At 44.3% G+C, this 24,836-nt stretch carries 24 protein-coding genes; 21 read left to right on the top strand and 3 right to left on the bottom strand.

Annotated elements, in window-relative coordinates:
- The first annotated feature begins 124 nt into the window (after positions 1–124).
- The 6 genes from E0485_RS00115 (at position 125) to E0485_RS00090 (ending at position 4,046) form a co-directional block, all read left to right on the top strand.
- The gene (locus E0485_RS00115) at positions 125–907 is read left to right on the top strand and encodes a DeoR/GlpR family DNA-binding transcription regulator (RefSeq protein ID WP_132415326.1); all 783 of its coding nucleotides are present in this window, start codon (positions 125–127) and stop codon (positions 905–907) included.
- A gap of 2 nt (positions 908–909) precedes the next feature.
- Positions 910–2,055, top strand: coding sequence for an N-acetylglucosamine-6-phosphate deacetylase (gene nagA, locus E0485_RS00110; protein ID WP_132415324.1), 1,146 nt, complete (start codon positions 910–912; stop codon positions 2,053–2,055).
- Positions 2,056–2,281: 226 nt separating this feature from the next.
- Complete coding sequence (locus E0485_RS00105; RefSeq protein WP_132415322.1) at positions 2,282–2,758, top strand: DUF2975 domain-containing protein; 477 nt, start codon at positions 2,282–2,284, stop codon at positions 2,756–2,758.
- A 9-nt stretch (positions 2,759–2,767) separates the two neighbouring features.
- Positions 2,768–2,989, top strand: a complete 222-nt coding sequence (locus E0485_RS00100; RefSeq protein WP_132415319.1) for a helix-turn-helix domain-containing protein — start codon at positions 2,768–2,770, stop codon at positions 2,987–2,989.
- A 5-nt stretch (positions 2,990–2,994) separates the two neighbouring features.
- Positions 2,995–3,216 carry a DUF3955 domain-containing protein gene (locus E0485_RS00095; RefSeq protein WP_132415317.1) on the top strand — a complete coding sequence of 74 codons (222 nt, stop codon included), beginning with the start codon at positions 2,995–2,997 and terminating at the stop codon, positions 3,214–3,216.
- A 2-nt stretch (positions 3,217–3,218) separates the two neighbouring features.
- Positions 3,219–4,046 carry a DUF817 domain-containing protein gene (locus E0485_RS00090; protein WP_407944822.1) on the top strand — a complete coding sequence of 276 codons (828 nt, stop codon included), beginning with the start codon at positions 3,219–3,221 and terminating at the stop codon, positions 4,044–4,046.
- A gap of 48 nt (positions 4,047–4,094) precedes the next feature.
- On the opposite strand, the gene E0485_RS00085 is transcribed toward E0485_RS00090, so the two are convergent.
- A complete protein-coding gene (locus tag E0485_RS00085; RefSeq protein ID WP_132415313.1) occupies positions 4,095–4,700 on the bottom strand; it encodes a CGNR zinc finger domain-containing protein in 606 nt (201 codons plus the stop codon).
- Between the two features lie 119 nt (positions 4,701–4,819).
- Between E0485_RS00085 and E0485_RS00080 the strand changes: the two genes are divergently transcribed.
- The 12 genes from E0485_RS00080 to E0485_RS00025 all read left to right on the top strand — a co-directional run bounded on the left by E0485_RS00080 (position 4,820) and on the right by E0485_RS00025 (position 18,891).
- Positions 4,820–5,281, top strand: a complete 462-nt coding sequence (locus E0485_RS00080; protein WP_132415311.1) for a hypothetical protein — start codon at positions 4,820–4,822, stop codon at positions 5,279–5,281.
- Positions 5,282–5,414: 133 nt separating this feature from the next.
- Positions 5,415–6,230 (top strand): methyltransferase domain-containing protein, encoded by an 816-nt coding sequence (locus E0485_RS00075; RefSeq protein WP_132415309.1) that lies wholly within the window; start codon positions 5,415–5,417, stop codon positions 6,228–6,230.
- A gap of 184 nt (positions 6,231–6,414) precedes the next feature.
- Complete coding sequence (locus E0485_RS00070) at positions 6,415–7,308, top strand: hypothetical protein (RefSeq protein WP_132415298.1); 894 nt, start codon at positions 6,415–6,417, stop codon at positions 7,306–7,308.
- Between the two features lie 81 nt (positions 7,309–7,389).
- Positions 7,390–8,301: an acetamidase/formamidase family protein gene (locus E0485_RS00065; protein WP_132415296.1), complete on the top strand. Its 912-nt coding sequence runs from the start codon at positions 7,390–7,392 to the stop codon at positions 8,299–8,301.
- 236 nt (positions 8,302–8,537) lie between these two features.
- Entirely contained in the window at positions 8,538–9,977 is a 1,440-nt protein-coding gene (locus E0485_RS00060) for an SWIM zinc finger family protein (RefSeq protein ID WP_132415294.1), read from the top strand.
- 11 nt (positions 9,978–9,988) lie between these two features.
- Positions 9,989–11,851 carry a HEAT repeat domain-containing protein gene (locus E0485_RS00055; protein ID WP_132415292.1) on the top strand — a complete coding sequence of 621 codons (1,863 nt, stop codon included), beginning with the start codon at positions 9,989–9,991 and terminating at the stop codon, positions 11,849–11,851.
- 51 nt (positions 11,852–11,902) lie between these two features.
- Complete coding sequence (locus E0485_RS00050) at positions 11,903–13,006, top strand: AAA family ATPase (protein WP_132415290.1); 1,104 nt, start codon at positions 11,903–11,905, stop codon at positions 13,004–13,006.
- A complete protein-coding gene (locus E0485_RS00045; protein WP_132415288.1) occupies positions 13,003–15,339 on the top strand; it encodes a DUF5682 family protein in 2,337 nt (778 codons plus the stop codon). The genes E0485_RS00050 and E0485_RS00045 overlap by 4 nt, the downstream gene beginning before the upstream one ends.
- A 2-nt stretch (positions 15,340–15,341) precedes the next feature.
- Positions 15,342–16,556 (top strand): VWA domain-containing protein, encoded by a 1,215-nt coding sequence (locus E0485_RS00040; RefSeq protein ID WP_132415286.1) that lies wholly within the window; start codon positions 15,342–15,344, stop codon positions 16,554–16,556.
- 196 nt (positions 16,557–16,752) lie between these two features.
- Positions 16,753–17,463 (top strand): Crp/Fnr family transcriptional regulator, encoded by a 711-nt coding sequence (locus tag E0485_RS00035; protein WP_132415284.1) that lies wholly within the window; start codon positions 16,753–16,755, stop codon positions 17,461–17,463.
- Between the two features lie 5 nt (positions 17,464–17,468).
- Positions 17,469–18,191, top strand: a complete 723-nt coding sequence (locus E0485_RS00030; protein ID WP_132415282.1) for a nucleoside phosphorylase — start codon at positions 17,469–17,471, stop codon at positions 18,189–18,191.
- A 4-nt stretch (positions 18,192–18,195) separates the two neighbouring features.
- Entirely contained in the window at positions 18,196–18,891 is a 696-nt protein-coding gene (locus E0485_RS00025; protein ID WP_132415280.1) for a nicotinamide mononucleotide transporter, read from the top strand.
- A gap of 253 nt (positions 18,892–19,144) precedes the next feature.
- Here E0485_RS00025 and E0485_RS24960 read toward each other — a convergent pair whose 3' ends face one another.
- Positions 19,145–19,291 (bottom strand): hypothetical protein, encoded by a 147-nt coding sequence (locus E0485_RS24960; protein WP_165921033.1) that lies wholly within the window; start codon positions 19,289–19,291, stop codon positions 19,145–19,147.
- Between the two features lie 397 nt (positions 19,292–19,688).
- Positions 19,689–21,263 carry a stage V sporulation protein B gene (spoVB, locus tag E0485_RS00020; RefSeq protein WP_235857329.1) on the bottom strand — a complete coding sequence of 525 codons (1,575 nt, stop codon included), beginning with the start codon at positions 21,261–21,263 and terminating at the stop codon, positions 19,689–19,691.
- Between the two features lie 705 nt (positions 21,264–21,968).
- On the opposite strand from spoVB, the gene E0485_RS00015 reads away from it, so the two are divergent.
- The 3 genes from E0485_RS00015 to E0485_RS00005 form a co-directional block, all read left to right on the top strand.
- Positions 21,969–22,907 (top strand): GNAT family N-acetyltransferase, encoded by a 939-nt coding sequence (locus E0485_RS00015; protein ID WP_132415278.1) that lies wholly within the window; start codon positions 21,969–21,971, stop codon positions 22,905–22,907.
- A gap of 360 nt (positions 22,908–23,267) precedes the next feature.
- Positions 23,268–24,356, top strand: a complete 1,089-nt coding sequence (locus E0485_RS00010; RefSeq protein ID WP_132415276.1) for a serine hydrolase domain-containing protein — start codon at positions 23,268–23,270, stop codon at positions 24,354–24,356.
- A 111-nt stretch (positions 24,357–24,467) separates the two neighbouring features.
- Positions 24,468–24,836: acyltransferase family protein (locus E0485_RS00005; RefSeq protein ID WP_207910908.1), on the top strand; the 369-nt coding region annotated here is incomplete at its 3' end.

Genomic DNA, 24,836 nt, shown 5'->3' with positions numbered 1-24,836 from the left:
GCGAAAAGGATCTACTACGATGTGGCGGATCCTTTTTTGACTTATAAATACTTGTTGAAATCAATAAAACACTTATATATACTTAATTCATAAATTAGAATGCTTAACTAAGGAGTGCATTCAGGTGTTTCAAGAAGCAAGATTATTGAAGATTCTTGATTACTTAAAACAGCATCAATCAATGAGCGTTGGGGAGATATGCTCGATCTTTCAAGTATCTAGAGATACGGCGCGAAGGGATATTGTCAAATTGGTTCAAGAAGGTGTTGTTATACGGACGCATGGAGGAGTAGCTCTTCCAGAACTTCAGAAGGTGCTCTCTTCCTATCAGGATCGTCTCATTGAGGAATCTACCAGTAAGAATCATATTGGTCAGCTTGGAGCTAAGCTGATTCACGATCATGAGACGGTGTTCCTGGACGTATCAACAACGGTTCAATTTGTCGCGGAACATATCCAGGCGAAACAGATTACAGCTATTACACATTCGATTGATAATGTAGCCATTCTCTCCATACGAGATGATTTGAGCATTTATGTACTTGGTGGCTATCTGCATACTCAGAATCGCATATTATATGGTCCTTCTATCATCGATAAAATTAGTGAAATTCGAGCAGATAAGGCGTATATTGGGGCAACTTCTATTCAGCCAGACGGACTCTATTATCCCTATGAAGAAGATGTTCGAGTGAAGAAGGAAATGGCCAAGCAGTCAGATCAAGTAATCCTTGTTGTGGATCATTCGAAATTCGCGGCAAAATCAAGATTTAAGTTAGACATTGATTACGTGGATATAATCGTGACAGATCAATCCATTTCTGACGAAATGAGAGAAGTATTGGATCAGAAAAATATCACATTGTTTGAATGTACAACAAATTATCCTCAGGACGGAGTTGAGTAGAGATGAACAATAATATCATTCAACATGTCAACGTATTGCTTCCGCATCAAATACTACCTTCCGCTACAGTCTGGGTCGCAGATGGAAAGATCGAGCGAATTGATACGCAAGAAGCCCTGCAATTTGATGAGAGGTACGAACGGATAGATGGCAATGGGATGTGGCTCATCCCTGGAATGATAGATGTTCATATCCATGGTGCCAATGGCTACGATATGATGGATGGTACTGAGGCTAGTATTCAAGAAGTATCCCGCACATGTGCTGCAACCGGGTGTACCTCGTTCTTAGCAACATCCGTAAGTTCAACGATGGATGATCTGCTAAACATGATCCGCAGCGTAAAATCAGTGATCGGCCGTGAGCAAGGTGCGAGGATTGCCGGCATTCACTTGGAAGGGCCTTATTTGAATCCGAAGCGTAAAGGAATGCAGAATGAGAAGTATCTTCGCCATCCTGATCTCGATGAAATGAAGCTTATTTTCCAAGAAGCCGGTTCGCTCATTAAAATGGTGACGATTGCTCCAGAATTACCTGGCGGATTAGAGCTGATTTCCTACTTGAAGGATCAAGGGGTTGTTATTGCTGTAGCGCACTCCGACGCCACGTATGAGGAAGCGAAGGAAGCATTTGGAGCAGGTGCAAGTCATGTGACACATTGCTTTAACGGAATGAGACCGATTCATCATCGAGACCCCGGTCTGATCGTTGCCGCATTCGAGGAACAGCATGTAAGTTTACAAGCGATTGTCGATCAAGTCCATCTTCATCCTGCGATCCTCCGCCTGATGCATCGCATCAAAGGACCTGAGGGGATGGTGCTCATTACAGACGCGCTTCAAGCGATGGGAGTGGGCGATGGAGAATACTTATTTGGCGGGCACCATGTCACTGTATCCGAGGGGATTGCAAGGCTAGCGGACGGTACGTTGGCTTCGAGCACGGTGACGATGAATGAAGCTTTGCGACTAACCGTAGAGAATGGAATATCCTTCACAGATGCTGTACAGATGGCTTCGACATCGCCTGCACGTATTCTAGGTCTGGCGAACAAGGGGAAAATTGAACTCGGCTGCGATGCGGATTTTGTCCTCCTCGATGAGAAGTATGAAGTAAAATGGACGATGATTAGGGGACAACTGGTCTAATTCTTTCCATATCCGGTGTTTTTGCAATCATTTAAGCAACTAAATAGACGATCTGAGCAAGCAGTGATCTCGATGATCACTGCTTTTTTATGATCATAACAAATGGGCAGATGGTAATTTCATCTCCTACTTTTCAATATATATTTGGCAATATACAATAATTTTTTATTGATTTACGATAAATATCGTGATAATCTGTTACCAATATTCAATTGTGAGGTGCCCTATGATACGAGGCAAAACTACTTTTTTGAAGTTGGCGGTTGTGACCCTTGGCATTATTGCACTTTTATCGTGTATATACTGGTTCCCGGGTTATGCCAGAAACATGGCAGAGTCGAATCCTGATTATGCCTATTTGAGGTATCCTGTGCTTGTTTTCGTGTACATCACAGCCATACCGTTTTATATTGTGCTGTATCAGGCTTTAAAACTATTGCAGTATATCGAAAGAAAAAATGCGTTTTCTGAATTGGCGGTAGAGTCTTTGAAACACATAAGATACTGTGCCATTGTGATCGTCGCACTATATGCAATTGGTGTAATATTCCTGTGGTTCCAGAACGGTTTGCAGTCTTCAATCGCTATAATGGGAGCAATTGTCATCTTCGCAACTTCGGCAGTCGCAGTTTTTGCAGCTGTTTTACAAGAACTATTAAAAAATGCACTTGAAATCAAATCAGAAAATGATTTGACAATCTGAGGTGTTTATATGGCGATTATTATCAATCTCGATGTCATGTTGGCTAAAAGGAAAATGAGCGTTACGGAGCTTTCTGAGAAAGTGGGACTGACGATGGCGAATATCTCCATATTGAAAAACGGAAAAGCGAAGGCGATACGCCTGTCAACTTTGGATAAAATATGCGAAGTGCTCGATTGCCAACCCGGGGATATACTGGAGTATTCAAAAGATACAATATGGAGGTTGTGATCAATATGAAATTAAAATATATTCCAGCATTAATGTTATTTATTGTAGGAATAGCTTGTCTAATTGCTTATCGTATTATCGGTGCTAAAGTCGGTATAGATGGTTCTCTCGTAGAACCGTTTTACCTCATCCCGATAGGTTATTTATTCGTTGGAATTGGTATAGTTATTAGTCTTGCTAGCGGTATTGTGTCGTTTACCCGTAAGACTAAAAAGTCTTTCAAATGAATATGCAAATAGAACAATCAACGAGGATTAGATCAAGCAAGCGTGGCCAAATTTTTTTCGGGGAATCACTATTGCGATTGCTTCATTTTGGGTACCAGCAGGCGATGAGCTGCTTATTCCCAGTGGCGATATTCGGAACGCTGGCTATCTCCAAATGGCTTAGCGTCCCGTTAATCTATAGGTATGATCTCATTTTGCTGGTGCTGATTGCCGTGCAGTACGTGATGTACCGCAGTGGATTGGAGACGCTCGATGAAATAAAGGTTATTTGCGTGTTTCATATCATCGGTCTAGCTCTGGAGCTTTATAAAGTGCAAATGGGGTCATGGTCATACCCCGAACATGGGTACAGTAAATTGTTCGGAGTCCCTTTATATAGCGGTTTTATGTACGCAAGCGTGGCGAGTTACATGTGCCAAGTATGGAGGCGGCTCAAGATGGATATGACCGGCTGGCCGGGAATGCTTCCTGCCTCTTTGCTTGGAGCTGCGATATACTTAAACTTTTTCACTCATCATTTTATTCCAGATTTTCGCTGGTGGCTCATGGCACTTGTGGTTATTGTTTTTTGGAAAACTCGGATTCATTACACTGTTCGTACGAAGACTTACCGGATGCCACTAACGATTGCCTTCTTGCTAGTTGGATTTTTCATATGGTTGGCAGAGAACATCACAACATTTTTCGGCGCCTGGAAATATCCCAACCAACTAGAAAAATGGCAGCTCGTCGGGTTTGGTAAAATCAGTTCGTGGTTTCTGCTTGTCATCATCAGCGTCATTATCGTTGCACAGTTAAAGTACGTGAAAGCAGGTAAAAGCAAGACGTAGGATTGCTTTCATAATATTTTGAGGGGAAGTGACCGATTATGGTCACTTTTATTTTTGGTAAAATCGTCGCGCTTTGGCACGATTGCCGCAATCGGCCATTGAACACCAACGGCGGCTCCGGTTCCGGCTCGTATCGAAGAATAACCATCCACATGGGTCTCCCTCACATTGTTTGACTCGTTCCAGCTCGTTTTTGGAAACGAGTAAATCTACAGCAGATTGCAAAATCGGAGGGAGCATAGTGCCCAAGTTTTTTTCGGTATACTTGAACTTCAAAGTGTAATGATCTTTTTCATGGATTACTTGCAGAGTTTGATAGAAGTGACTCATTAATTCATTGAATCGTTCCAAGTCTGGTGAGTGGGGCGATGTTTCTTTTGAAATGGATTTGAAAATTCGATACATGACTTCCCGCATTTCGATTGCCTGCTTCAGAACATCTCCCGCTTCAGACGGTTGCTCCTCCGCTTTTAAAAGAAGAGCTTTTGCTTGTTCTTCGGTCAAGACTTCAGCATGGATGCACCAGTCGACCAATTTGGCGTAACTTGTAAACCAATCCCGCCTTTTTTCAGCACTTTCCCGCCAACTTACGGTATTGATGAAATCCATACACAAACGTTCTCCGACCATCATATAAGGGTTCGTTTCCGACATATTCAAAACTCCTTTACTATAACCATCATAATGCATATTGACAGTTAGAAGCAATTCAGTTAAATTATAACCATCTTAATTGATTTTGATGGTTACAAACATTTTCAGGAGGTATTGAGATGGACAATCCGATGTTGCAAGCTGTTAGAACATTGTTGAGGGAAACATTTGAAGGACCTGAAAAAAACGCAAGCTGGTACACAGAATCGAAACCTGGTAGTGGTTTATTCGGAACGCTTGAAAAAATATCAGCAGAAGATGCTTCGATTTCTGTCAATGGTACGACAATCGCCGCACAAACGGATCACACTCGCTATTACTTATGGGTTGCGAATTCCTACTTAAATGAAGAAGAACCTAAGAAGGACTGGGAAGCATCATGGAAAATCACAAACGTTGATAAAATCACATGGACACAGATTAATAACGAACTGCATCAAGAATACACAAAACTACTTAAAAAGATTGATTTACTTGACTCCTTAGATGAACAGACATCGAATGGTCTATTGGGGACGATCGCTCACTCCGCCTACCATCTCGGTTCGATCCGACAGATGATCAAAGCCATCAAAATCTAAGCCAGACATAAGCATTAAAAAGCTCCAAGGAATGATTCCTTGGAGCTTTAAATTACAGATTGTATGAACTGAAACCCCATATATAATTTTCCGTATCATTAGTATTAGATACTTTAGATAAGGAGCTGTTGGCATGTCAAAACTATTATTTGACCCAATGAAACATCCCGAATGGATTGCACCACAGACTGCAGAGTGGCACGCAAATTTGGCTTCGGAAGATGGTGGATATAAGTATCCGTGGAAGTCGGTATTAGATGAGCCACGAGCCGAGGTAATCTTAGCGGATAAAATTGTGGAATTCCTAAATGAGAACGCGCGAGTGCTGGATGTTGGCTGCGGTCATGGGGAATTCACGAAGAGATTTGCTCACAAAGCAAAAGAAGTCGTGGGGATCGACATCGTTGAGGGGTACATTGCTTCGGCGCAAGAGGACACCGTCGAATCCGTATCATTTCTTACCGTGGATGCCGACACCCCAATACCATTTCCCGATGATTACTTTGACATCGTTTATACGAAAAAAGGACCTTGGCTTTTCCATAAGGGAATAGAGGAAGGCTATCGTATTATTAAGCCAGGCGGTATAGTGTTGGGATTGCATCACTGTGGGACAGACGGAGGGCTTCGAAGTTTCTTTCCGGGGTTGTATGCTCCATTTCCAGAAAACTACCTAGACGATATTAAAATGAAGTTTGAACTCCAATTATCCGAAAGTAATTTAGAGAATGTCGAACTGCAAATTTTCGAAGAGATTGAGTATCTATCGAGCCCGGAGGATGTACTGATCAAGAAATGTTTTGGCCAGAAGGAATCATTGAAAAAAATCGTCTGGCAGGAATGCTTAAAAGATGTGGAGGAAATATTTCACCGACATGCTACACCAAAAGGTCTAAGGGTCGTGAACTATCATGTATTGATGTTCGGAATAGCGAGTCAAAGTGCCTAATTTCCTTAATATGAATATAAGATAAATTTGAAAATGTACTTCTTATAAAGGGTGGCAAATGCAACACAACGTTCCATAAAATGACAAATTTTCTTAATGACGTATGTAAATTTTTGGATTATAATTTAGATCGATTAATCAACTTATACGTTTAGCATACGGGCAAACGAGAAAGAGGTCTCTTATGAAGTTCGTTGTGACAGAAAATGGTCATTCAACTTGGCGTTTTACATGTAGATTGTTAGGCACGTTACTTACTTTAACCATGGTGCTCATGGCAATAACTGCTTGCTCAACTGATACAAGCGCACCGCCTATAAAGGTGGAAAACACGCCGGCTCCATCCAAGACTCAAACCCCAACAACCCAACCATCGGAAACAGATAATGTGGTTTCGATCAGTCAAGTTATTGAGACTTACAAAAAAGCGCCGACGTTAGTCGATTTACAGCCTTATCTTGCGACGATTGATGGCAGTTATCAAAAACTGACAATGGCATACAAACTTACTAGCCCACTCTCAGATGTTCCGAAAATCTTATCAGACGCGGGTTACGCGCCGATTACCGACAGCACTATAATCAACAAGATTTTTGGCAAAACGGAGAATGACGTGTATGGCCGCGCAAGCGATAACACGCTCATCGCATGGTCGGTTGAACATGGCATAGACGAAGATCTGACAGTGGTCTACGCACATTCATCGGACGGGAATTTACCCGATTTAAAGAAAGAACCTGTAGTAAAATATGTGTTTGACCCATCTCTTATCAACAAGGTTACTGATCTATATAAGGATGTACCAGATTTTAGTGCATCGATCGGAACTCAGCCGAAAAAGATTGATATTACAGCTTTGGAAGATGTGCTGATGTATAAGTACTACGTTAATATTGATAGCAGAGACGCCCATATTAAAACGCTGCAAACCACGTTGGAATCGGCAGGATTTACACCGACTGGCGAATCAAATGCATACAAGAAGGGAAGTCTTTTCGCATCGTATGATTATGGTGATCCAGTAAATGGCGTTTCGGAAGTTAGTGTGACTTTGAAGAAATCTCCTGATAAAGGGTGATTACAACCCCATCGAAATTGTCGATGCTCTGAAGCAATGTGAAAGCCAAGGAAGATTCCTCGATCTAAAGGAGACGAAACGATGGCTGTACATCATTTTCAACCCGAGCAGTTCCACAACACCATAGGGGCTCACGAGCCTGTACTCAAAATTGCCGACGGCGATACCGTCGTGACATCTACAGTAGACGCCAGGGGCTGGGACAATCAGGGAGAAAGCGCCGCCCTGCCCAGCAATCCGATGACGGGACCTTTCTATGTGGAAGGGGCGCAACCCGGCGATACGCTTGCCGTACGGCTTGAATCGATGGTGCCTAGCCGGGCTTGGGGCTGGACGTCCAACGTGCTGGCGCCGAACGTCGTCGATCCCAAAGCTGCCGCAGCCTTGCCACCGCTCGAAATCATCCGTTGGTCTGTGGACTCTGAGCAAGCTTGGGTTGCTTTGGAACAGCCGACACCCGGTTTGGCCGGATTGAAGCTGGAAGCGCGCCCGTTTCTAGGCTGCTTTGGCGTTGCTCCTCCGAAAGATCAGGCGATTTCAACGGTGACGAGTGGGGAATACGGCGGGAATATGGACTATAAAGGTCTTGTAGCCGGTGTTACCGTCTATTTTCCGGTTTTTTCGGAGGGGGCGCTTTTCTTTCTCGGGGATGGGCATGCCGTTCAAGGCTGTGGGGAAATTGTAGGCACCGGAGTGGAAATATCGCTCGACGTCCGGTTCACCGTTCGGTTATTGAAGGGGAAAAAGATCGGTTGGCCGCGAGGCGAATCGGACACGCATTGGTTCTGCATCGGCAACGCCAGGCCACTTGACCAAGCTCTACAGCACGCAACGACGGAAATGCTGTCTTTGCTGACGAAAGACTTCGGTCTGACTGCCTCGGAAGCGAGTCTGCTTCTTGGCCAGGCTGTGGAATACGAAGTGGCGAATGTGTTCAACCCCGCTTACAGCGTCGTTTGTAAAGTTCCAAAGGCCGTCTTGTCTATGCTATAAAAGAACTGTATATCTAATAAAATGGCGATCGCTCTACGGTATTGAACCGGGGGCGATCGCCATTTTGTTCTGGCCAGTCTCGCATCACCCATTAAAAGTAGAGAGATGTTCACTAGCCAAAAGTTCCTGATCGATATAAAGTGGAAGATGAGTGGGCTTCAACCATTCATACTTATAAGAGATCCGACGTACGTTGATAAAGTAGTCATGAAGTAAGAGAGATAGGAGCGATAACCTTGATTGAAATTACAACATCCTACGTGGATTCGCTAGCTTCGAATGCAGCAGCCATAAAAAATGCGCAAGGTCTAGTCAAGAAACGCAGTTTTGTGCAGCTACATAATTCCGAAGATGGTACGTTGTTATTCGGGGAATGTAAAGGAAGCGGAAGCTCGAATTACCAATGTTCAGCAGATTTTATCCAACCTGAAAAACCGATACTACGTTGTTCTTGCCCAAGCAGGCAATTACCATGCAAGCATGCATTGGGACTATTATATGCCTACGTCGGGGGAGAAACATTCACTGGCGCCACAGTGCCGGAAGACATTGTCATCAAACGGGAAAAGGTGGAGAAGCGGGAAGAGAAGAAGTCGCAACAGGCTAGTGAAGGGGCGGAACCCAAGCCGAAAAAGGTGAACAAGACGGCGCTTAAGAAAAAAGTCCAATCACAGCTTGAAGGATTGGATGTACTCGAGAAGTTGTTGCGATCTATGATTCGGAATGGTCTTGGCACTATTGATAAGAAAGTGATCAAGACGATGCAAGAGCATGTGAAGCAAATGGGGAATTATTATCTCACGGGTGCGCAAACGGAGCTCAGACGGCTTACCTTGCTGCTCTCGGAAGCAGATGATCGTGAGCAAGTATACACGGATGTCGTGGAGCAATTGGCCGTGATGCACGCTTTTATTAAAAAAGGACGCGCTTATTTAACAAGCAAATTAGAAGATCCGACATTGGCGCTAGACCATGAATCGACGATCGAGGAATGGTTGGGACATGCGTGGCAGCTTACGGATCTCAAGGAATACGGGTTGATGAAGGAACAAGTAGAGTTGGTCCAGCTCGCATTTGTGAGCTATGACGATTCGGCAAGACAAGAGTTTGTTGACGAAGGCTATTGGTTGGAACAGGACAGCGGTGAGATTCATCGCACTATTCATTATCGGCCATACAAAGCGGCGAAGCTGATGCGTGAAGAAGACAGCTTCTTTGATGCTGTGTGCATTCCCTCCTTATATCAATATCCAGGGGATATGAACCGCAGAGTACGCTTTGAAGAGTTGATTGCTAGAAAGCTCGATTCGCATGAAGTCGTCGATTTATCCAAATATGCCCAACGATCGTATGCAGATGTCATCAAAAAAGTAAAAAATCAGTTGAAGAATCCGTTAAGTCACGCCAATCCGCTCGTATTGCTTCATGTGGCCGAGGTTATGCAATCCAATCAAGATGAAGTCGTCATTGTAGATGAATCCGGCCAACATCTTGTATTACGGGATCAAACATCCAATGGGCATCGGACCCTTCCGCTGTTCAAGTATTTGTCAGCATCGCAATTGGAGGATGTCAGCATGCTGGTTCAGTTCGAGCACGATATGGACACAGGGCGGCTAACGGCAATGCCCTTAACGATATTGAAAGATGCGGAAATGCTCCGTCTCTTGTATTAGGAGGAATGAACATGAGTACAGCATTGTTACAAGAGCTGCATCAAGTGCTGCGCCGAATCTTCATCGCTGGAAGTGATCTGGCACTCGGTGATTATCGGTTAAAGCGGATGCTGCCGCAATTCCAGCAGCTTGGTGAGCGGGCTCCGATTTATAAGAGATTAGGAGAAGGGATTTCGGCTCTGATTGAGCCAGCGGATATCGAAAACTATCAATCTGCAGACCAACTGCAGGATTTGAATCTACTCCTGACTTCCGTTCTTCGTACACAAGGCATGACAGCACCGCAGGGGGAACTAAGACCGCTAGAAAATCGTCCCGTATCCTTCTCTACATTTCTATCCTATCGCAAACTGGCTGCTGTGGAGGCAGCGCTTACGACGACAGGAAGCAATCGGTATGAGGTGGTTGTTCACGCATACGATGTTGGTATGTTCCGGGATCTTCGTCTGTTGCCACTTGCCATTCGAGCAATTGGAGATCCCTATTCGGAGATCGCCGAATTTGCAATGCAGAAGATCCTACCTTCCTACGGATTTGAGGTCATTCCATATTTGATCGACAGCTTCGATCCGATGGGAGGCAGGGTCGAGAGCCGTAAGCTTCAAGTGATCGGGCAGGCAGGCGGAGGAGACGTGATAGATCTAATCTTCCAGGCAGCCGAATCCGGGTCCGAGGAAGTTCGCTTGACGGCGATTCGGTTGCTAGCTGCTCATGCCACCTATGAGTCTGCATTGCTGTCTTGGACGAAAGACAAGAAGAAATCGATTCGTGAAGCTGCCTATCAAACCCTAGCAGAAATGAACTCCGAGGTAGCGGTTGAACGGATCTATGAAGCTTTTGCGGGCAAGGACATTGAAATCGCAGCTAAAGCCGCAGCCAAATGCAGCTCGGAACAATTAACGGATTGGCTGGTTCGGGATCTCGGTGCTCAGCTGGAGCATGCAATAGAGCACAAAGATGATAAGAAGAAGACTGAAGCATCACAGATAAAAATAAAACACTTTCTCACCGCTTTGGAAGGGAAACGAAGCGATACGTTATATGAACTATTCACTGAGGTAACAAGACAATATGCATTGTATATTTCTTTTGCCGGACTGGATATTTTGGATGCCGCAGCTTATTACTTGGAACACGAAAATTCCTTGGAAGCATTGGAAGCTCTATATGTTTTGGAACAACACAATACGCGTTATCTATCGTATGCCTTCCGTGCGTCGTTTCGGTTGCTCTCGCCATCCGAGTTGTATGAACACTATGTACATTCCGTACGTAACAAATGGAAGATGAAGACCAATAAGGAGACCCAGAAAAAGCTGAAGGAGTTCCTATCTATCCTTGAGCAGCAAGTGATTGCGTATCCGTATCAGCTCTACCCTAATCTGTGGAGTTCCCCTGAAGAGAATTCTTATCTTCGTAAAGTGGAAATGATGCCTGTAGATCAGGTCGCACAGCTATGGGATTCGCGATGGTTAGATTGGCTGATTGAGGTTCAAGCCACTCATCTCGTCTGCGTATTCGCACGGCCGGACCATACGGAATCGCAGTCATTCCTACTAAAGCGGATACATGATATGACGGATCTGCGACATCAATCCTTTGACATTCTGCTTCTTGGTCTTGAACGTGCGGGTGTTGATGCTTCGATCCAATCGGATTTGCTCATGAATGTACTTGAACAAAAGCGGAGCGGTAATCTTTATGCGTTTGAAGGCCATGTGCTGGAATATCTGTATAAGCTGCCATTAACTTATCAAGAACGTCTGGCTGCTATGATCCAGAAATATCGGTATACCGCTCGCGAACAGCTGCAGTATGTATGGAATGAGATGGAGAGAAAGAAGCAAGAAGCTGTCGTGGCGGACTCCGTGTAATTTCATATCGCTTTAACTAGAACAGAATGAAGAACAAGAGGAGATGGGAACATGGTTACGAGTCAAGAGCAATGGCAAGACATGATGCGGCTGCCAGCTGAGCAATTATATCAGGAAGAAATAGCTGCTTTAAAGAAAGCAGATAAAGGGAAGATCCCCGTAGGCTGGCAAATGTCACCACAATCCGTGCTTACATTCATTACCGGAGGCAAAGTCGGTAAAACGGTGATCACACCGAAATATATCGGCAACAAACGACTGATTGAAATGGCCATCGCGACACTGGTCACCGATCGGGCGCTACTGTTAATTGGGGAGCCAGGTACGGCTAAATCCTGGTTATCCGAAAATCTAACTGCCGCCATTTATGGACATTCCGACCTTGTTGTTCAAGGGACGGCGGGTACTAGTGAGGAGCATGTTCGTTATTCGTGGAATTATGCCATGCTGCTCGCGAATGGACCGACACCGGAGGCGCTTGTGCAAAGCCCTGTGATGCGGGCGATGGAAGCCGGCGGTATCGCACGATTCGAGGAAATTTCACGATGTGCCTCTGAGGTCCAGGATGCGCTTATCTCGATTCTGTCTGAGAAGACGATTTCGATTCCGGAGCTCAGTCGAGAGGTTAGTGCACGGAAAGGGTTCTCGATAATCGCGACGGCGAACACGCGGGATCGGGGTGTCAATGAGATGTCGGCTGCCCTTAAGCGTCGCTTCAATATTCTGATCTTGCCGACACCAAGCGATATGGATACAGAAGTTGAAATTGTGAAGAAAAGAGTACGTGAAATTGCTTCCTCATATGATCTGCAAGCCGCTGTTCCTGCAGATGAGGCGCTTATCAAGGTGGTAACTATCTTCCGGGAATTGCGCAGCGGGATGACATTGGATAAGAAAGAGAAGCTGAAATCTCCAGCGGGCGTGATTTCTACGGCAGAGGCGATTTCTCTACTGACGAACTCCATGGCATTAGCAGCGAGTTTCGGCAACGGCGAGATTACGGATGAAGATCTTGCCGCAGGATTACAGGGTGCTATTGTCAAGGATGACGTGAAGGATAAATTGGTCTGGAGAGAGTATCTTGACAATGTGATGAAAAAGCGTGGCGCAGAATGGCGAGGTCTATACACAGCCTGTAAGGAGATGAACGAGTGAATAGCGTAGCGACGGCAGCTGTACATATATTTGGTGTGCGGCATCTGTCTCCCGGCGGCTCCCTGCATCTGCTAGAGCTGCTGCAGGAAGTACAGCCAACCGCCGTACTCATTGAAGGGCCATCGGATGCGAACTCGGAGATTCATCATTTAACGAATCTGCACACGACTCCTCCCGTTGCAATTCTCGCTTTTACGGAGGATGTCCCTGTTCGAACGGTATTATGGCCATTCGCTGCTTATTCTCCAGAGCTTCAAGCCATGAAATGGGCAGCTGAGAATGGAGCTCATGCCGCCTTTATCGACCTGCCGTCCTCAGTTACTGTTTCAATGCAGCAGCTACGGTTGGAAGCGAAAGAGAACATGGAAGATGAAGAAACGGTGACTGAAGAGCGTACCGAATCCGATTCTCTCCATGACGCTTCCATCTACAGTCGAATCGCTGCGATTGCAGGCGAGTATGATTACGATATGTACTGGGAACGTAATTATGAGCTCAATCCTAATAAGGGAGCTTATCAGGATGCGATAATTGCTTTCTCCACACAGATGCGTGAACTGACGGAGGAAGATGAGAAACAACATCAACGGGTGGAATACGCCTATAACGCAGTTCGTGAGGCTTTTATGCGGAGGCAAATTCAAGACACGATTGCCGCAGGTCATGAACCGAACCGCATTGTTGTCGTCTGCGGAGCATACCATGCGGCTGCGCTTGCGCAAGATTTCCATCTGATGACGGATCAAGAGTGGGCACAGCTGCCATCCCGTAAGACAAAGCTAACGCTTATGCCTTACTCTTACTATAAATTATCTTCGATGTCGGGTTACGGCGCAGGCAATAATGCGCCGAATTATTATGAGATGATGTGGGATCGCATGCGGACCAACACATTGGAAGAGCTGCCCCATTATTATTTATCATCGATTGCCAGATGGATGAGGGAAACGGGGAACCATCGTTCAACCGCGGAAGTGATCGAAGCCGTTCGGCTTGCCGAAGCGCTAGCCGCCCTGTATGGAGGAAGCGCGCCAACCCTACGGGATTTGAGAGATGCGGCTCAGACGTTACTGGGTCGCGGTGATCTCTCGGTCATCGCGGAAGCGCTCGTACGCGTTGATGTCGGAACAGCCATCGGCTCCTTGGCTGAAGGTGTCAGCCAGACCCCGATTCAGGATGATCTGAATCGCCTGTTGAAGCAATTGAAGCTCGAGAAGTACAAGACAACCGTGGCTACCGATTTATCGCTGGACTTGCGCGAGAATCGTCGGGTGACATCGGAAGAATCTGCCTTCCTCGATTTGAATCGGTCCACGTTATTGCATCGATTAGCATGGCTGGGCATCTCTTTTGCAAAGCTTCGTCCCAGTGGTCAGGAACATGCAACTTGGGCGGAGCATTGGGTCATTCAATGGTCACCTGAAGTCGAAATTCAGGTGGTGGAATCGACGCTTCTTGGGGAGACAATTGAAGTAGCCTCTGCGTATGTGCTGCAGCAGAAGTTGGATAGCTGCAGTACCATCGCGGAAGCCTCCTTGCTGATCCGTAAGGCATGCGATTGCCGCATGCTAGAGCAGATGGAAACCGCGCGTCAGACACTGCAACGGCTTGCTGCTGATAGCCGTGATGTGGTCCAAATCGTTGCAGCATCGAAAGAGCTGTCCATGATTATCGGTTACGGTGGCTTGCGTCGCATGGATACCGACCGGTTGCTGCCGCTCCTGAAACAGTTATTTATGAGGGCATGCTTATTCCTCCTGGATGCAGCGCAATGCAATGATGAGGCGGCAAGCGACATGATGTCGGCGATGAATGAGCTGAACCGAATATCCTTGGAACATAGCGACGAAGTGGATGAATCATTGTGGCTTCAAGAGCTACTGCATTTATCAGAACGGGATGATCGGAATCCTCGCCTTTCCGGTTTTGCTTGCGCGATCTTAATGGAACGTCATGCCATCACCGCTCAGCAATGTGCTGAAGAGGTATCTAGAAGGCTCTCTCCCGGCATTCCAGCAGATCTCGGAGCAGGGTGGTTCGAAGGATTGTCACAGCGCAATCGGTATGCCTTACTATCTCGGCAGAGCTTATGGGAACAGTTAAATGCGTACATTGTCTCGCTGAGCAATGAGGAATTCACTCGTGCGCTCGTATTCCTGCGGCGTGCTTTTGGTTCGTTCACTCCGCGGGAAAAGACGATGATCGCTGAGTTATTAGGCGAGATGTGGGGAGTTCATGCAGATCAAGCAGCAGAGATCTTGACGGGGGAATTGAAGGAGGACGAAGTAAAGATGATTGACGAGCTAAATGATTTTGATTTTGAGGATTTTTGACCATGGATAACTATGTAGATACACAGACGGTGTCAAGATGGAGAATGATATTAGGCGCTTCTGCGGAGAAGCAGCTGGCTGGCTGTTGTGCAGGTGGGAGCATTGTGCTATCGGACGAAGAAAGAATTATGGATGAAGCTTTGGCGGCAATCTATGATGATACCGTAGAAGAGACAGCCCAACATAACGCTGGGGCTTCTTCCGGGCGGAATGCAGGTCTCGGCAAGTCTGCACCCCGTCTATCCAAATGGCTCGGTGATGTCAGACAATGTTTCCCTGAGGACGTAGTCTCGATTATTCAGAATGATGCGATGGAAAGAAAGGGATGGAAGCAGCTCCTATTCGAGCCGGAAGTACTAGCCCATGTGAAACCCGATATTCAATTGGTTGGGACGCTGTTATCGCTGAAGGGAAAAATTCCGGAGAAGACGAAGGACACGGCACGAATGCTGGTAGCTTCCGTTGTGGAAGAACTTGTCAAACGGCTCGAACAGGACATCCGGCGCGCGGTGACGGGAGCGTTGAATCGTCGGCAGCATTCTCCGCTTCCTTCCGTGAGCGGTATCGATTGGAAGCGTACGATTCAGCGGAATTTGAAGCATTATGATCGAAAGAGCCGTCAGATTATACCGGAGAAATTCTACTTCTTCGATCGGGCACAGCGCAGTCAAGAATGGACGGTTATTCTGGATATCGATCAGAGCGGGTCGATGGCTGATTCGGTTATATGGGCATCGGTAATCGGTTCGATCTTTGCGAGCATTCCTGCGCTGCGAACGCGTGTCGTCGTATTCGATACGGAAGTGGTAGATCTAACTGAACAATGCGCGAATGACCCCGTGGAGATGCTGTTCGGCATTCAATTGGGCGGTGGAACGGATATTAACAAATCTGTTGCCTATTGCGAACAATTTGTGGAAGAACCGAAGAAGACCTTGTTTATTGTCATTTCGGACTTATATGAAGGTGGCAACCAATCCGCATTGATACGACGTATGCGTGAACTGCGAGAAGCGGGAGTACGGACGATGTGCTTACTTGCATTGTCTGATCAAGGTCAACCGTTCTATGACGAGCATGTTGCGAGACAACTCGCTCGAGACGGAACGCCTTGTTTTGCTTGTACACCAGCCTTACTTCCTGAGCTCGTCGAAGGTGCGCTGAAAGGGTATGATTTAGTCGAACTTGCGAAGCGAGTGGGAACGAAATCAGAGTGATGATTTCTCTATTTTCTAACGATGAAGCCGTGTTTGAGCAACTTTCTATTCGCTCAAGCAGGGCTTTTGCTTTGCCTAGTCGAAAGACTATGTAGACATTTGTCTACCCAAAATCATGTAAACGTTTTCCTTCATGTTAATTCTGAAGATAATTGACGTTTAATCGCATTGCCTTCCTTGATACAATAGAAGTGAAATGATGTTATCAATTTCTGAGTCCATACTTTACCGCTACGGTAGAAAGGAAGAGATTGTGAACAGACTAATTGAGATTATAGAAAGTTCTCCAGAAATTGCGGAGCTTCTACAACACTGTCCCTATTCGGTTCTTAAAAAGTTTCAAGTCAAAGAATACGCCAGAGGAAAGTTTAAGCTGGAGCAAGGAACCATCTATTCAGAAGTCTATATCATTGTTCAAGGAAAAATAGACATATTTATTCTTAGCGATTCGGGTCGAAAGATCACGCTTGACATCTATGGGCCAGGAAATTTAATTGGCGAGCATGAGCTTCTTCAGAAAATACCCTTTAGCTCTTCCGTTCAATCTTTAAGTGATGTGGTGTTATTAAAATTGTCTCGAGAATCTTTTCTTGAATGGATGGAATTAGACCGAGGTTTCGCCAGAAATTTGACTGAATCATTATGTAACCAAATTTATCAATTAAGCAAAAGAATCGAATCTTATAGTTTGTTCTCCACGAAGCGTCAAGTTGTTGTGGCGCTAAGTTCATTAAGCAAAGGAGATTATATAGAAAGAAAGACACTATTAAAACGCATTAGTTCAACACCACGCAGTGTCGATCGCGTGTTAAAGGAACTGAAAGATCTAGAGTTGATAGAAATGGATAATGGCGTAATTAAATTGCGGAACCCTGGCTTATTGATTGAGCTTGGTTCAAAGGAGTGAAGATAATGAATAAACAACCTCATATTCAGCTGGATGAATCGTTGGCTGTCAAAAAAGCCATTGTAGTTGGAGATCCCGCCCGGGTAGATATCGTGAAATCGGTCCTGGAAAATCCACAAGATATCGCGTATAATCGTGAGTTCAAATCTGCGATTGGTAAGTATAAGGGGCAGAAGATTCTTGTCCTGTCAACCGGCATTGGCGCACCTTCCATGGTTATTGCTATAGAGGAGTTAAAAGCGATTGGCGTCGAATATGTAATTCGTGCCGGCAGCTGCGGTGCAATGGACAGTAGCTTTAAGGTTGGCGAAATTATGGTCGTAACGGGTGCTGTTCGTGATGAGGGCTTAACGGAAAAGTATGTTCCAAAGGATTTCCCAGCAATTCCATCAAGTGAGCTTCTAATGCGGGCATTGAAGCAAACCGAATATCCAGTGAAGCATGGGATCGCAAGAAGCCATGATGGATTTTATATGGACAACAATATGGAAGTAGAAGATTTCTGGTCGCGTAAACAAGTTTTAGGCGCAGATATGGAGACAAGCGCTCTCTATGTTGTTGGCCGTTTAAGGGGAATTCAGACTTTATCGATTCTTAATAATGTAGTCCCCTATATGGAGCCACTTGCAGATGGGGTCAACGAGTTGGTTTCAGGTGAATCACAAATGAAAATTGGAGAATTGCAGTCTATCAAATTGGCATTAACCGTTCTAACGGAGGAGGAATAGGCGTATGAAACAAGGAATTTATAGAGTTCTAAAAAGCAAAACATGGGACACGTTATGGCTCATATTGGGAATCGCTCTGGTGGTGGCTAGTACTTATTATAGTTATGAAGGTACCTTTGATCTCCTTCTCGTCACCTCATTTATTGGCGGTATTCTCGGTATGGTAATCGTGTTGCTCTTCGCCAATCAATATGGGAAAACTGCGAGTGGTTTGGGTGTCGTTGGAGCCATATTCGACACGTTTAATAACTATAGATTTGGCTTGTTAGGGAATGTTTTCGTAGGTATCTATTGTGCTGCTCTGTACTTAAAAGGCTTCTTCACGATGGGAAAAGAAATCGAAGTCACGAAAGTTACGAAATCCAATCTATATATTTCAGCAGTTATTGCTTTGGTTGGTTCTGTCGTGCTCTACTTCTATGGCGGTACGATTCTTCCAGGTGATGCACCGATGTGGGTCATCATATTTAACGTTCTAGTGTTCCTAGTCCAAGTTATTTCGCAGTATTTAATGGTTGAGGGGAAAGCTATTTCTTGGATCGGTTGGATTCTTGCTAACTTTATTAACTTGGCTCTGCAAATCTATATTATTGTTCAAGGCAACAGCCCGACGGCAATGATCTACTTGTCGATGACTATTATGTACCAACTGAATTCCATTAAGGCAGCGATATTATGGTTTGGATACGGGGAAGAATAAAATATTGAACTACCATTGTTAATACAAATAAAACAGCGACAGCTAGGACTATATATTGTCCATGACTGTCGCTGTCTTCATTTTTAGCAGGTTATGTTGCTAGGCGCGGCATAAACTATAGCTCAACAGCAAATGAGACCGCTGCGGGATAATCGGGCGGTCTCATTAAACTAAAGGGCTAATGGAAGTGAGTTTCCATGTTGAATGCTCTTATCCTTTAACTCATAAGAATAACAGCCATCTAAGCAGCTATTTATGGTTCATCAATATATTTTTCTTCGCTCGGAATGCTGTTCAATAGTTTTTTATCTTTTTCCTTATGATCCTGTTCGGTGTCGCAGTTAACAATACACTTCATTATTTCTTCGGAGTTGTCTTGAATGTTAGTGTACTCAACCATGCATGGACCTCCTTTCGTCGGACTTAGATTTTCCAATTTCATGAAAATAATACGAGTAGTAATTTGGAGGCTTGTATTAAAGTAATGCAGGATAGCTCAATTCAACTACACCATTCAGCAGGATCTTGAATGTATAACGAGGCAGTAATGTATTCCTTAGAAGATTTCGATTTCCTTCGCCCCATAAAATGGGGATTTTTTCGAGGCATACATCTAGCGGCGCCAGAACTTGAACATATGCGCATAATCATCAGGTGGGGATAATCTTAGTTGAGTGATAAAAGAAGGAGAAGGCTGGAATTCATTCAACTAACGGGAAACATTAATTGTATGACTTCTGATTAAAGCGGAAGTACATACTCTATTCTTTTGCATGGGCTGCCGCTGTTTCTGCCATTTATGAATAGATTCTTCTGCTCTTCCGACTCCAGGCCTTTGTCAGGGACAGGGCGGCGAAGTATGCGAGCAACGAGAAGCTGACGGAACCGAGGGCGTTCCACAGCATTGGAAGGTCAAAGCCTTCTAGGTACCAGATCGCCCACTGCCCGCAAAGAACCATGATGATCATAGAGAAAGTGACTCTCACATAGGGGCGGATATCCCAGTAGAACCCGATGCTGACGGAGATTGAGTTGAAGTTGAGCATCGTGATGAGTACAATGCTCAAGCCCAGCGCAAAAGCGATTCCTATAATGCCAAACTGGCTGCCGAGCACGTAGATGGCTGCAATCTTGAACACCGTGGTAATTACGTAATTCCACAGGGTAGCATTCGCACGACCGAGTCCCAGCAGTATGGCATGTAGCGGCGCATCGAAATAATGCAGGAAAAACATCGGTGCTAGAATCTTCAGTAGCAAGCCGGCTTCCGGTGCGTCATAGATGAGGGTGGTTAGTGGCGTGGACCAAACGTACAGGATGACGGTCGCCGGCGCCCCGATAAAAAGGCCCATGCGCAAGGCTTGCTCCATTCTTTCGTGCATCAACAGACTGTTCTTGTTGACAGCCGCTTCGCTGATGGCTGGGATGAGGGCAGTGGAAAGGGATTGAGTGATGAAGCTGGGCATGAAGAGCAGTGGGAAAGCATATCCGGCGATCATACCGAACTGCTTGGTAGCCATTGCCGTACTGATTCCGGCAGCTGCCAGGCTTGTCGTAATGAGTAGTGGCTGGAAGGCACCGTAAAGCGAGTGAATCACACCATTGCCGGTAGTCGGCAAACCAATTCGAAGCAGCTCTGTGAGGGTCGATCGGCCATTCCGAAGGTGGGCAGCCCATGTCTCCCCCGGCAGTTTGATTTCACCGCGCATCTTGTAACTGGCAAGTAGAAACAGCAGACTGCTGATCTCGCTGACCACTGAGGCGGCCATAGCACCAGCAGCGGCATAGCTAACGCCGTAGGGCAGTAAGACGTGCACCAACGCCAGCACACATGCGATCTGTACGGTATTCTCCAACACATCGGAGACGGCAATGGTGTGCATCCGCTGTTTCCCGCGGTAGTAGCCCTTTAGAACCGCTGAAACAGCAACGATTGGCGCAATAGGCGTTATCGCGAGCATGGCGTAATAAGCACGCTGATCGCTGAGCACTAAGGATGCGATCCATTCCGAACCGAGCAGGGAGAGGGTCGTCAGCGTGACACTCAGGAAGCCGGTGATGAACAAGGAGACGTGCAGGATTTGTCTCACCTTAGCCCGATCTCCACGGGCATCGGCCTCAGCGACAAGCTTGGAGATAGCGACCGGCAAGCCCAGCTCCGTAATCGTGATGACCAGTGGAACAAGGGGATGCGCCATCATCAACAAGCCGATTCCTTCCGCACCCAGCACCCTAGCTACGAACATCCCGCTGATGAAGCCGAGGATACGGTTAATAAACGCGGAGACGGATAAGAATAACGTACCTCTCATGAAGGCTTGAGACGGTTGTGACATTGGCATCATGTCCTCCTGTTTATCAAATACTTCCATTATATTTCATCATTCAGAAAAAAATGTGAACATGCTTATGTAGCCGGTCCTATTAAGAATTCTTATAGCTACGGCATATAATAATTTAATCGTACCGGCGTAATATTATTCAATTTAAACGGAGAGTCTATTGACGTGTTTGATTGAGCTAACGGACACGTTACTTAAATAGGATCGCCGGCTGCCGAGCAGTCAGACGATCCTTTTTCTTTGCTGAAGTAACGGGCAGAATAGCGTTGTGGTAGCTTTCTCTCATACTTATAAAAATTGAAACTTTTCCAAGGTTCTGATATTATAAGAAAAAGTGTATTCAATAGGAGTGAATGGTGTCATGATTTTTGTTGTTCTTAATCAGTTGATAAAATAACTGAATATGTGAGGCCTAAGGGGAGTTAACTACAGTTATTATCTGTATACCTTCTTTTTAGTTGCGCTCATATCATTAAGAACAACAGCAATATCATACACCACATTCTCCACCGCGCCTTGTGTGCTCGGTATTTGTATGCTTTTTTTCAGGTATATACTTAATTATTACCTGTTAATATGGATAATCCAGGAGATTTGAGGCTACAGATGAAGCTACGTTCATTTGTGGTCTTTTTGTTGTTCTCGGACATCCTGAGAGGGGGACATGAACTATTTTGAAAAAAACGGTATTCAATTAATTTTCAATTATTTAGTATTAACGAGGAGGAATGACGTGTGCAATTAGCTGGTTGGTCCGATAATATTAATTATTATGATTTATCGAGTGAATATTCTATTCGAAAGGCCGAGCCTGAAGAATGGGGAGTATATTGTTCAGTTTATTATAATATGCATTATAATGGTTTTTTTAGGGAAGAAGGCTTCAATGCTCCGCAAAGAAACTCTTTTTGGATCTATAAAGGAGAATCAAAAATAGGTGGGGTAAGGATGGCGCCAAATATTATTTATCATTTATTTAATATTCCCCCATTCAATGATTCATTTGAGGTACTGAAGCTTCTTAAGAATATATTAATAAAATGGTCTGATAGAACTAACCATATAAAGACCTTTGAGGTTCTTCCAGACCAAGTTAATTTATTTACCAGGGCAGGATTTTGGCCAGATGAGTTTAGATGTCGTTGGATGCAGCGCCCCACAGATCATTTCAAGGTTATCTGGGATAATAATCTTATAATTAAGTGTCCTCAAATTAGAGAAAATGAGATGGGTGATAAGCGATTCATTAATGAAGATGAAATTGCTCATTGTGACTTTAATAGCTTTGCAGGAGGTTTTGAAGCAGAAAGGAGAAAAAAGTCTTCTCTTGAAAATTTTATACCTAGCGAAGATCCTAATTTTACAAATGAGATATTAACTCAAGCGTCTACACTTGTATATGATAAGGATACGGGTCAGCTCATTGCAAATTGTCGCCTTTGTTTACAAGACAATCAAGCAGCAGTATACAGTATAGGTGTCATACCCACTTACAGAGGAAGAGGGCTCGCTACACGTATGTTGCAAAGAGCCCTGACTGATCTTAAAGATAAGTATCCAATTCTAAGGTTGTATGTCATGGAAGGCAATGATGCGGAGTCAGTCTATCTTAATCTCGGGTTTGTTCCGGGAGTACAGGAGATACAAAGTATGTATATTCCTGCGAATCAATAGCTAAAACAGAGACCGCCTTCATAGGCGGTCGTTCTATACTCAGCGGATGCCCGCTGCTCAGTTTATTGAACTAACGGGCAGTTTAATTTAATTCTTACATCAAATAATTCTACTATTTAGTTCCTGAAGTAATAGTTTTTCCTGTGGACCAAGAACCACCAATAGAAACTACTAAGCCTTTACAACTGTGTCAAGTTTATATTCAATTCTAACAATTACCTTGATTTGGTGGATTAAGAAAAACAAAAAGAAAATATTGCCAAGAAATGTTCATTAATACAAGTGTGTTATGTCTAATTTTGTCATATAATTTAGGAAGTGTTTAATAAGCTATAAAGAAATAGATTGAGAGGTATAATTATGAAAAGATTCTTAAAAATTTTCTCTATTACTATTCTTGTTATTGTAATCGTGTCTATAGTAGCTTTGCTGTTATTTGGACGTAACAACCATAGTAATTTATCTGGAAGCGTTTCTGATAAAATCGATCAATATTTGACAAATGAAAAATTTCAGGGAACCGTCCTAATTGCAAAGGAAGGTGAAGTTTTATTTACAAAAGGTTATGGATTGGCAACCACTGATTTACCTAATAGCCCAAGCACGCTCTATCAAATTGCTTCATTATCTAAAACATTCACCGCAGTAGCAATCATGCAACTAGTAGAAAAGGAACTTCTAAACTTAGATAATCCAATTTCGCAATACTTTCCAGACTTTCCGAATGGAGAGTCTATTACAATAAGTCAACTACTAAGTCATAGCTCGGGGATTCCGGATTATCTAAAGGCGGATTTCAAATTTGACTACAGCAAAGAATGGAATCCAAATGATATTGTACAAACCGTTAGAGATTCTGAATTAGAATTTACCCCAGGTAAAAGCTTTAGTTATAGTAATACTGGTTATGTGATGTTAGGACTTATTGTTGAAAAAGTCAGTGGACAGTCATATGCAAATTACATAGAAGAGCATATTTTTAAGCCAAGTAACATGATTAATTCTATGTTCACGGTTTCGGCTGGTATACCAAAAGCGGAAGGACATGTAAAGGGGGAAGTCGGACCCTTAATGCATAATTCTGCAGCGTATGCAGCTGGAGATATCATTTCTACAGCTGAAGATTTAGAACTGTTTGACAGAGCCCTGCGCAATAACTTATTGATAAGCAAAGAAACATCAGAACTGATGAGTATGACCCATGCTCAAAAGTTTCCGAATCAATATGGATATGGATGGTATACTCATGATGTTATGGGGAAAAAGGCAGTTGGGCATCCAGGAGGATATCCAAGTGGTTTCCGTCATTATGTTACACGGCTAATTGACGAGGATTTAACAGTGATCGTTCTTAGCAACGAGATGACGGTGAATTCAAAAAAAATCAACCGTAATCTTACATCTATCGTTCTTCAGCAGCCAATTTGGATATGGGAAGAGAAATTTTAATTATAAATGCCTTTTCTCAAGTTTGATAACTATATTAGTGTCGGGTGACAAAAACATTGTAACATTAGAAGCCGCTAATTAAACAAAGATTACAAGAAAGGGCTGGATATCTTGAAAACACTTGAAAACCGGATATATTTTTTGGACAATTTGAAGGTTGCACTAATCATGCTTGTGGTTGCCCATCATGCAGGTCAACCGTACGGAGGCTCCGAAGGATGGTGGTATTTTAAAACTGTTGATTCACCGGGATTAGGTTCTTTCTTCGCTATAAATGCCGCATTTTTTATGAGTCTTTTCTTTATGATTTCGGCTTATTTTATGCCAGCTACGTTTAATAAAAAAGGTGCTAGCAAGTTTCTTAAAGAACGTTTTCAACGACTTGGCATACCACTTCTTATCGGCTTCTTCATCATCATTCCACTACTAATGTATACCTATTACATTAATTTTAGAGGATATCCATCCATTTCTTACTGG

It is taken from the genome of Paenibacillus albiflavus (assembly GCF_004344915.1).
GTDB lineage: Bacteria > Bacillota > Bacilli > Paenibacillales > NBRC-103111 > Paenibacillus_AM > Paenibacillus_AM albiflavus.
This window is presented reverse-complemented; position numbering and strand designations above follow the sequence as displayed.

Excerpts from the sequence above, each read along its gene's own strand:
- E0485_RS00085 (WP_132415313.1), bottom strand. The coding sequence starts at position 4,700 with ATGTCGGAAACGAACCCTTATATGATGGTCGGAGAACGTTTGTGTATG.
- E0485_RS00055 (WP_132415292.1), top strand. The coding sequence starts at position 9,989 with ATGAGTACAGCATTGTTACAAGAGCTGCATCAAGTGCTGCGCCGAATC.
- E0485_RS00090 (WP_407944822.1), top strand. The coding sequence starts at position 3,219 with ATGCAAATAGAACAATCAACGAGGATTAGATCAAGCAAGCGTGGCCAA.
- E0485_RS00105 (WP_132415322.1), top strand. The coding sequence starts at position 2,282 with ATGATACGAGGCAAAACTACTTTTTTGAAGTTGGCGGTTGTGACCCTT.
- E0485_RS00050 (WP_132415290.1), top strand. The coding sequence starts at position 11,903 with ATGGTTACGAGTCAAGAGCAATGGCAAGACATGATGCGGCTGCCAGCT.
- E0485_RS00065 (WP_132415296.1), top strand. The coding sequence starts at position 7,390 with ATGGCTGTACATCATTTTCAACCCGAGCAGTTCCACAACACCATAGGG.
- E0485_RS00100 (WP_132415319.1), top strand. The coding sequence starts at position 2,768 with ATGGCGATTATTATCAATCTCGATGTCATGTTGGCTAAAAGGAAAATG.
- spoVB (WP_235857329.1), bottom strand. The coding sequence starts at position 21,263 with ATGGAAGTATTTGATAAACAGGAGGACATGATGCCAATGTCACAACCG.
- E0485_RS00095 (WP_132415317.1), top strand. The coding sequence starts at position 2,995 with ATGAAATTAAAATATATTCCAGCATTAATGTTATTTATTGTAGGAATA.
- nagA (WP_132415324.1), top strand. The coding sequence starts at position 910 with ATGAACAATAATATCATTCAACATGTCAACGTATTGCTTCCGCATCAA.
- E0485_RS00035 (WP_132415284.1), top strand. The coding sequence starts at position 16,753 with ATGATGTTATCAATTTCTGAGTCCATACTTTACCGCTACGGTAGAAAG.
- E0485_RS00080 (WP_132415311.1), top strand. The coding sequence starts at position 4,820 with ATGGACAATCCGATGTTGCAAGCTGTTAGAACATTGTTGAGGGAAACA.
- E0485_RS00010 (WP_132415276.1), top strand. The coding sequence starts at position 23,268 with ATGAAAAGATTCTTAAAAATTTTCTCTATTACTATTCTTGTTATTGTA.
- E0485_RS00070 (WP_132415298.1), top strand. The coding sequence starts at position 6,415 with ATGAAGTTCGTTGTGACAGAAAATGGTCATTCAACTTGGCGTTTTACA.
- E0485_RS00075 (WP_132415309.1), top strand. The coding sequence starts at position 5,415 with ATGTCAAAACTATTATTTGACCCAATGAAACATCCCGAATGGATTGCA.
- E0485_RS00025 (WP_132415280.1), top strand. The coding sequence starts at position 18,196 with ATGAAACAAGGAATTTATAGAGTTCTAAAAAGCAAAACATGGGACACG.
- E0485_RS00030 (WP_132415282.1), top strand. The coding sequence starts at position 17,469 with ATGAATAAACAACCTCATATTCAGCTGGATGAATCGTTGGCTGTCAAA.
- E0485_RS00040 (WP_132415286.1), top strand. The coding sequence starts at position 15,342 with ATGGATAACTATGTAGATACACAGACGGTGTCAAGATGGAGAATGATA.
- E0485_RS24960 (WP_165921033.1), bottom strand. The coding sequence starts at position 19,291 with ATGGTTGAGTACACTAACATTCAAGACAACTCCGAAGAAATAATGAAG.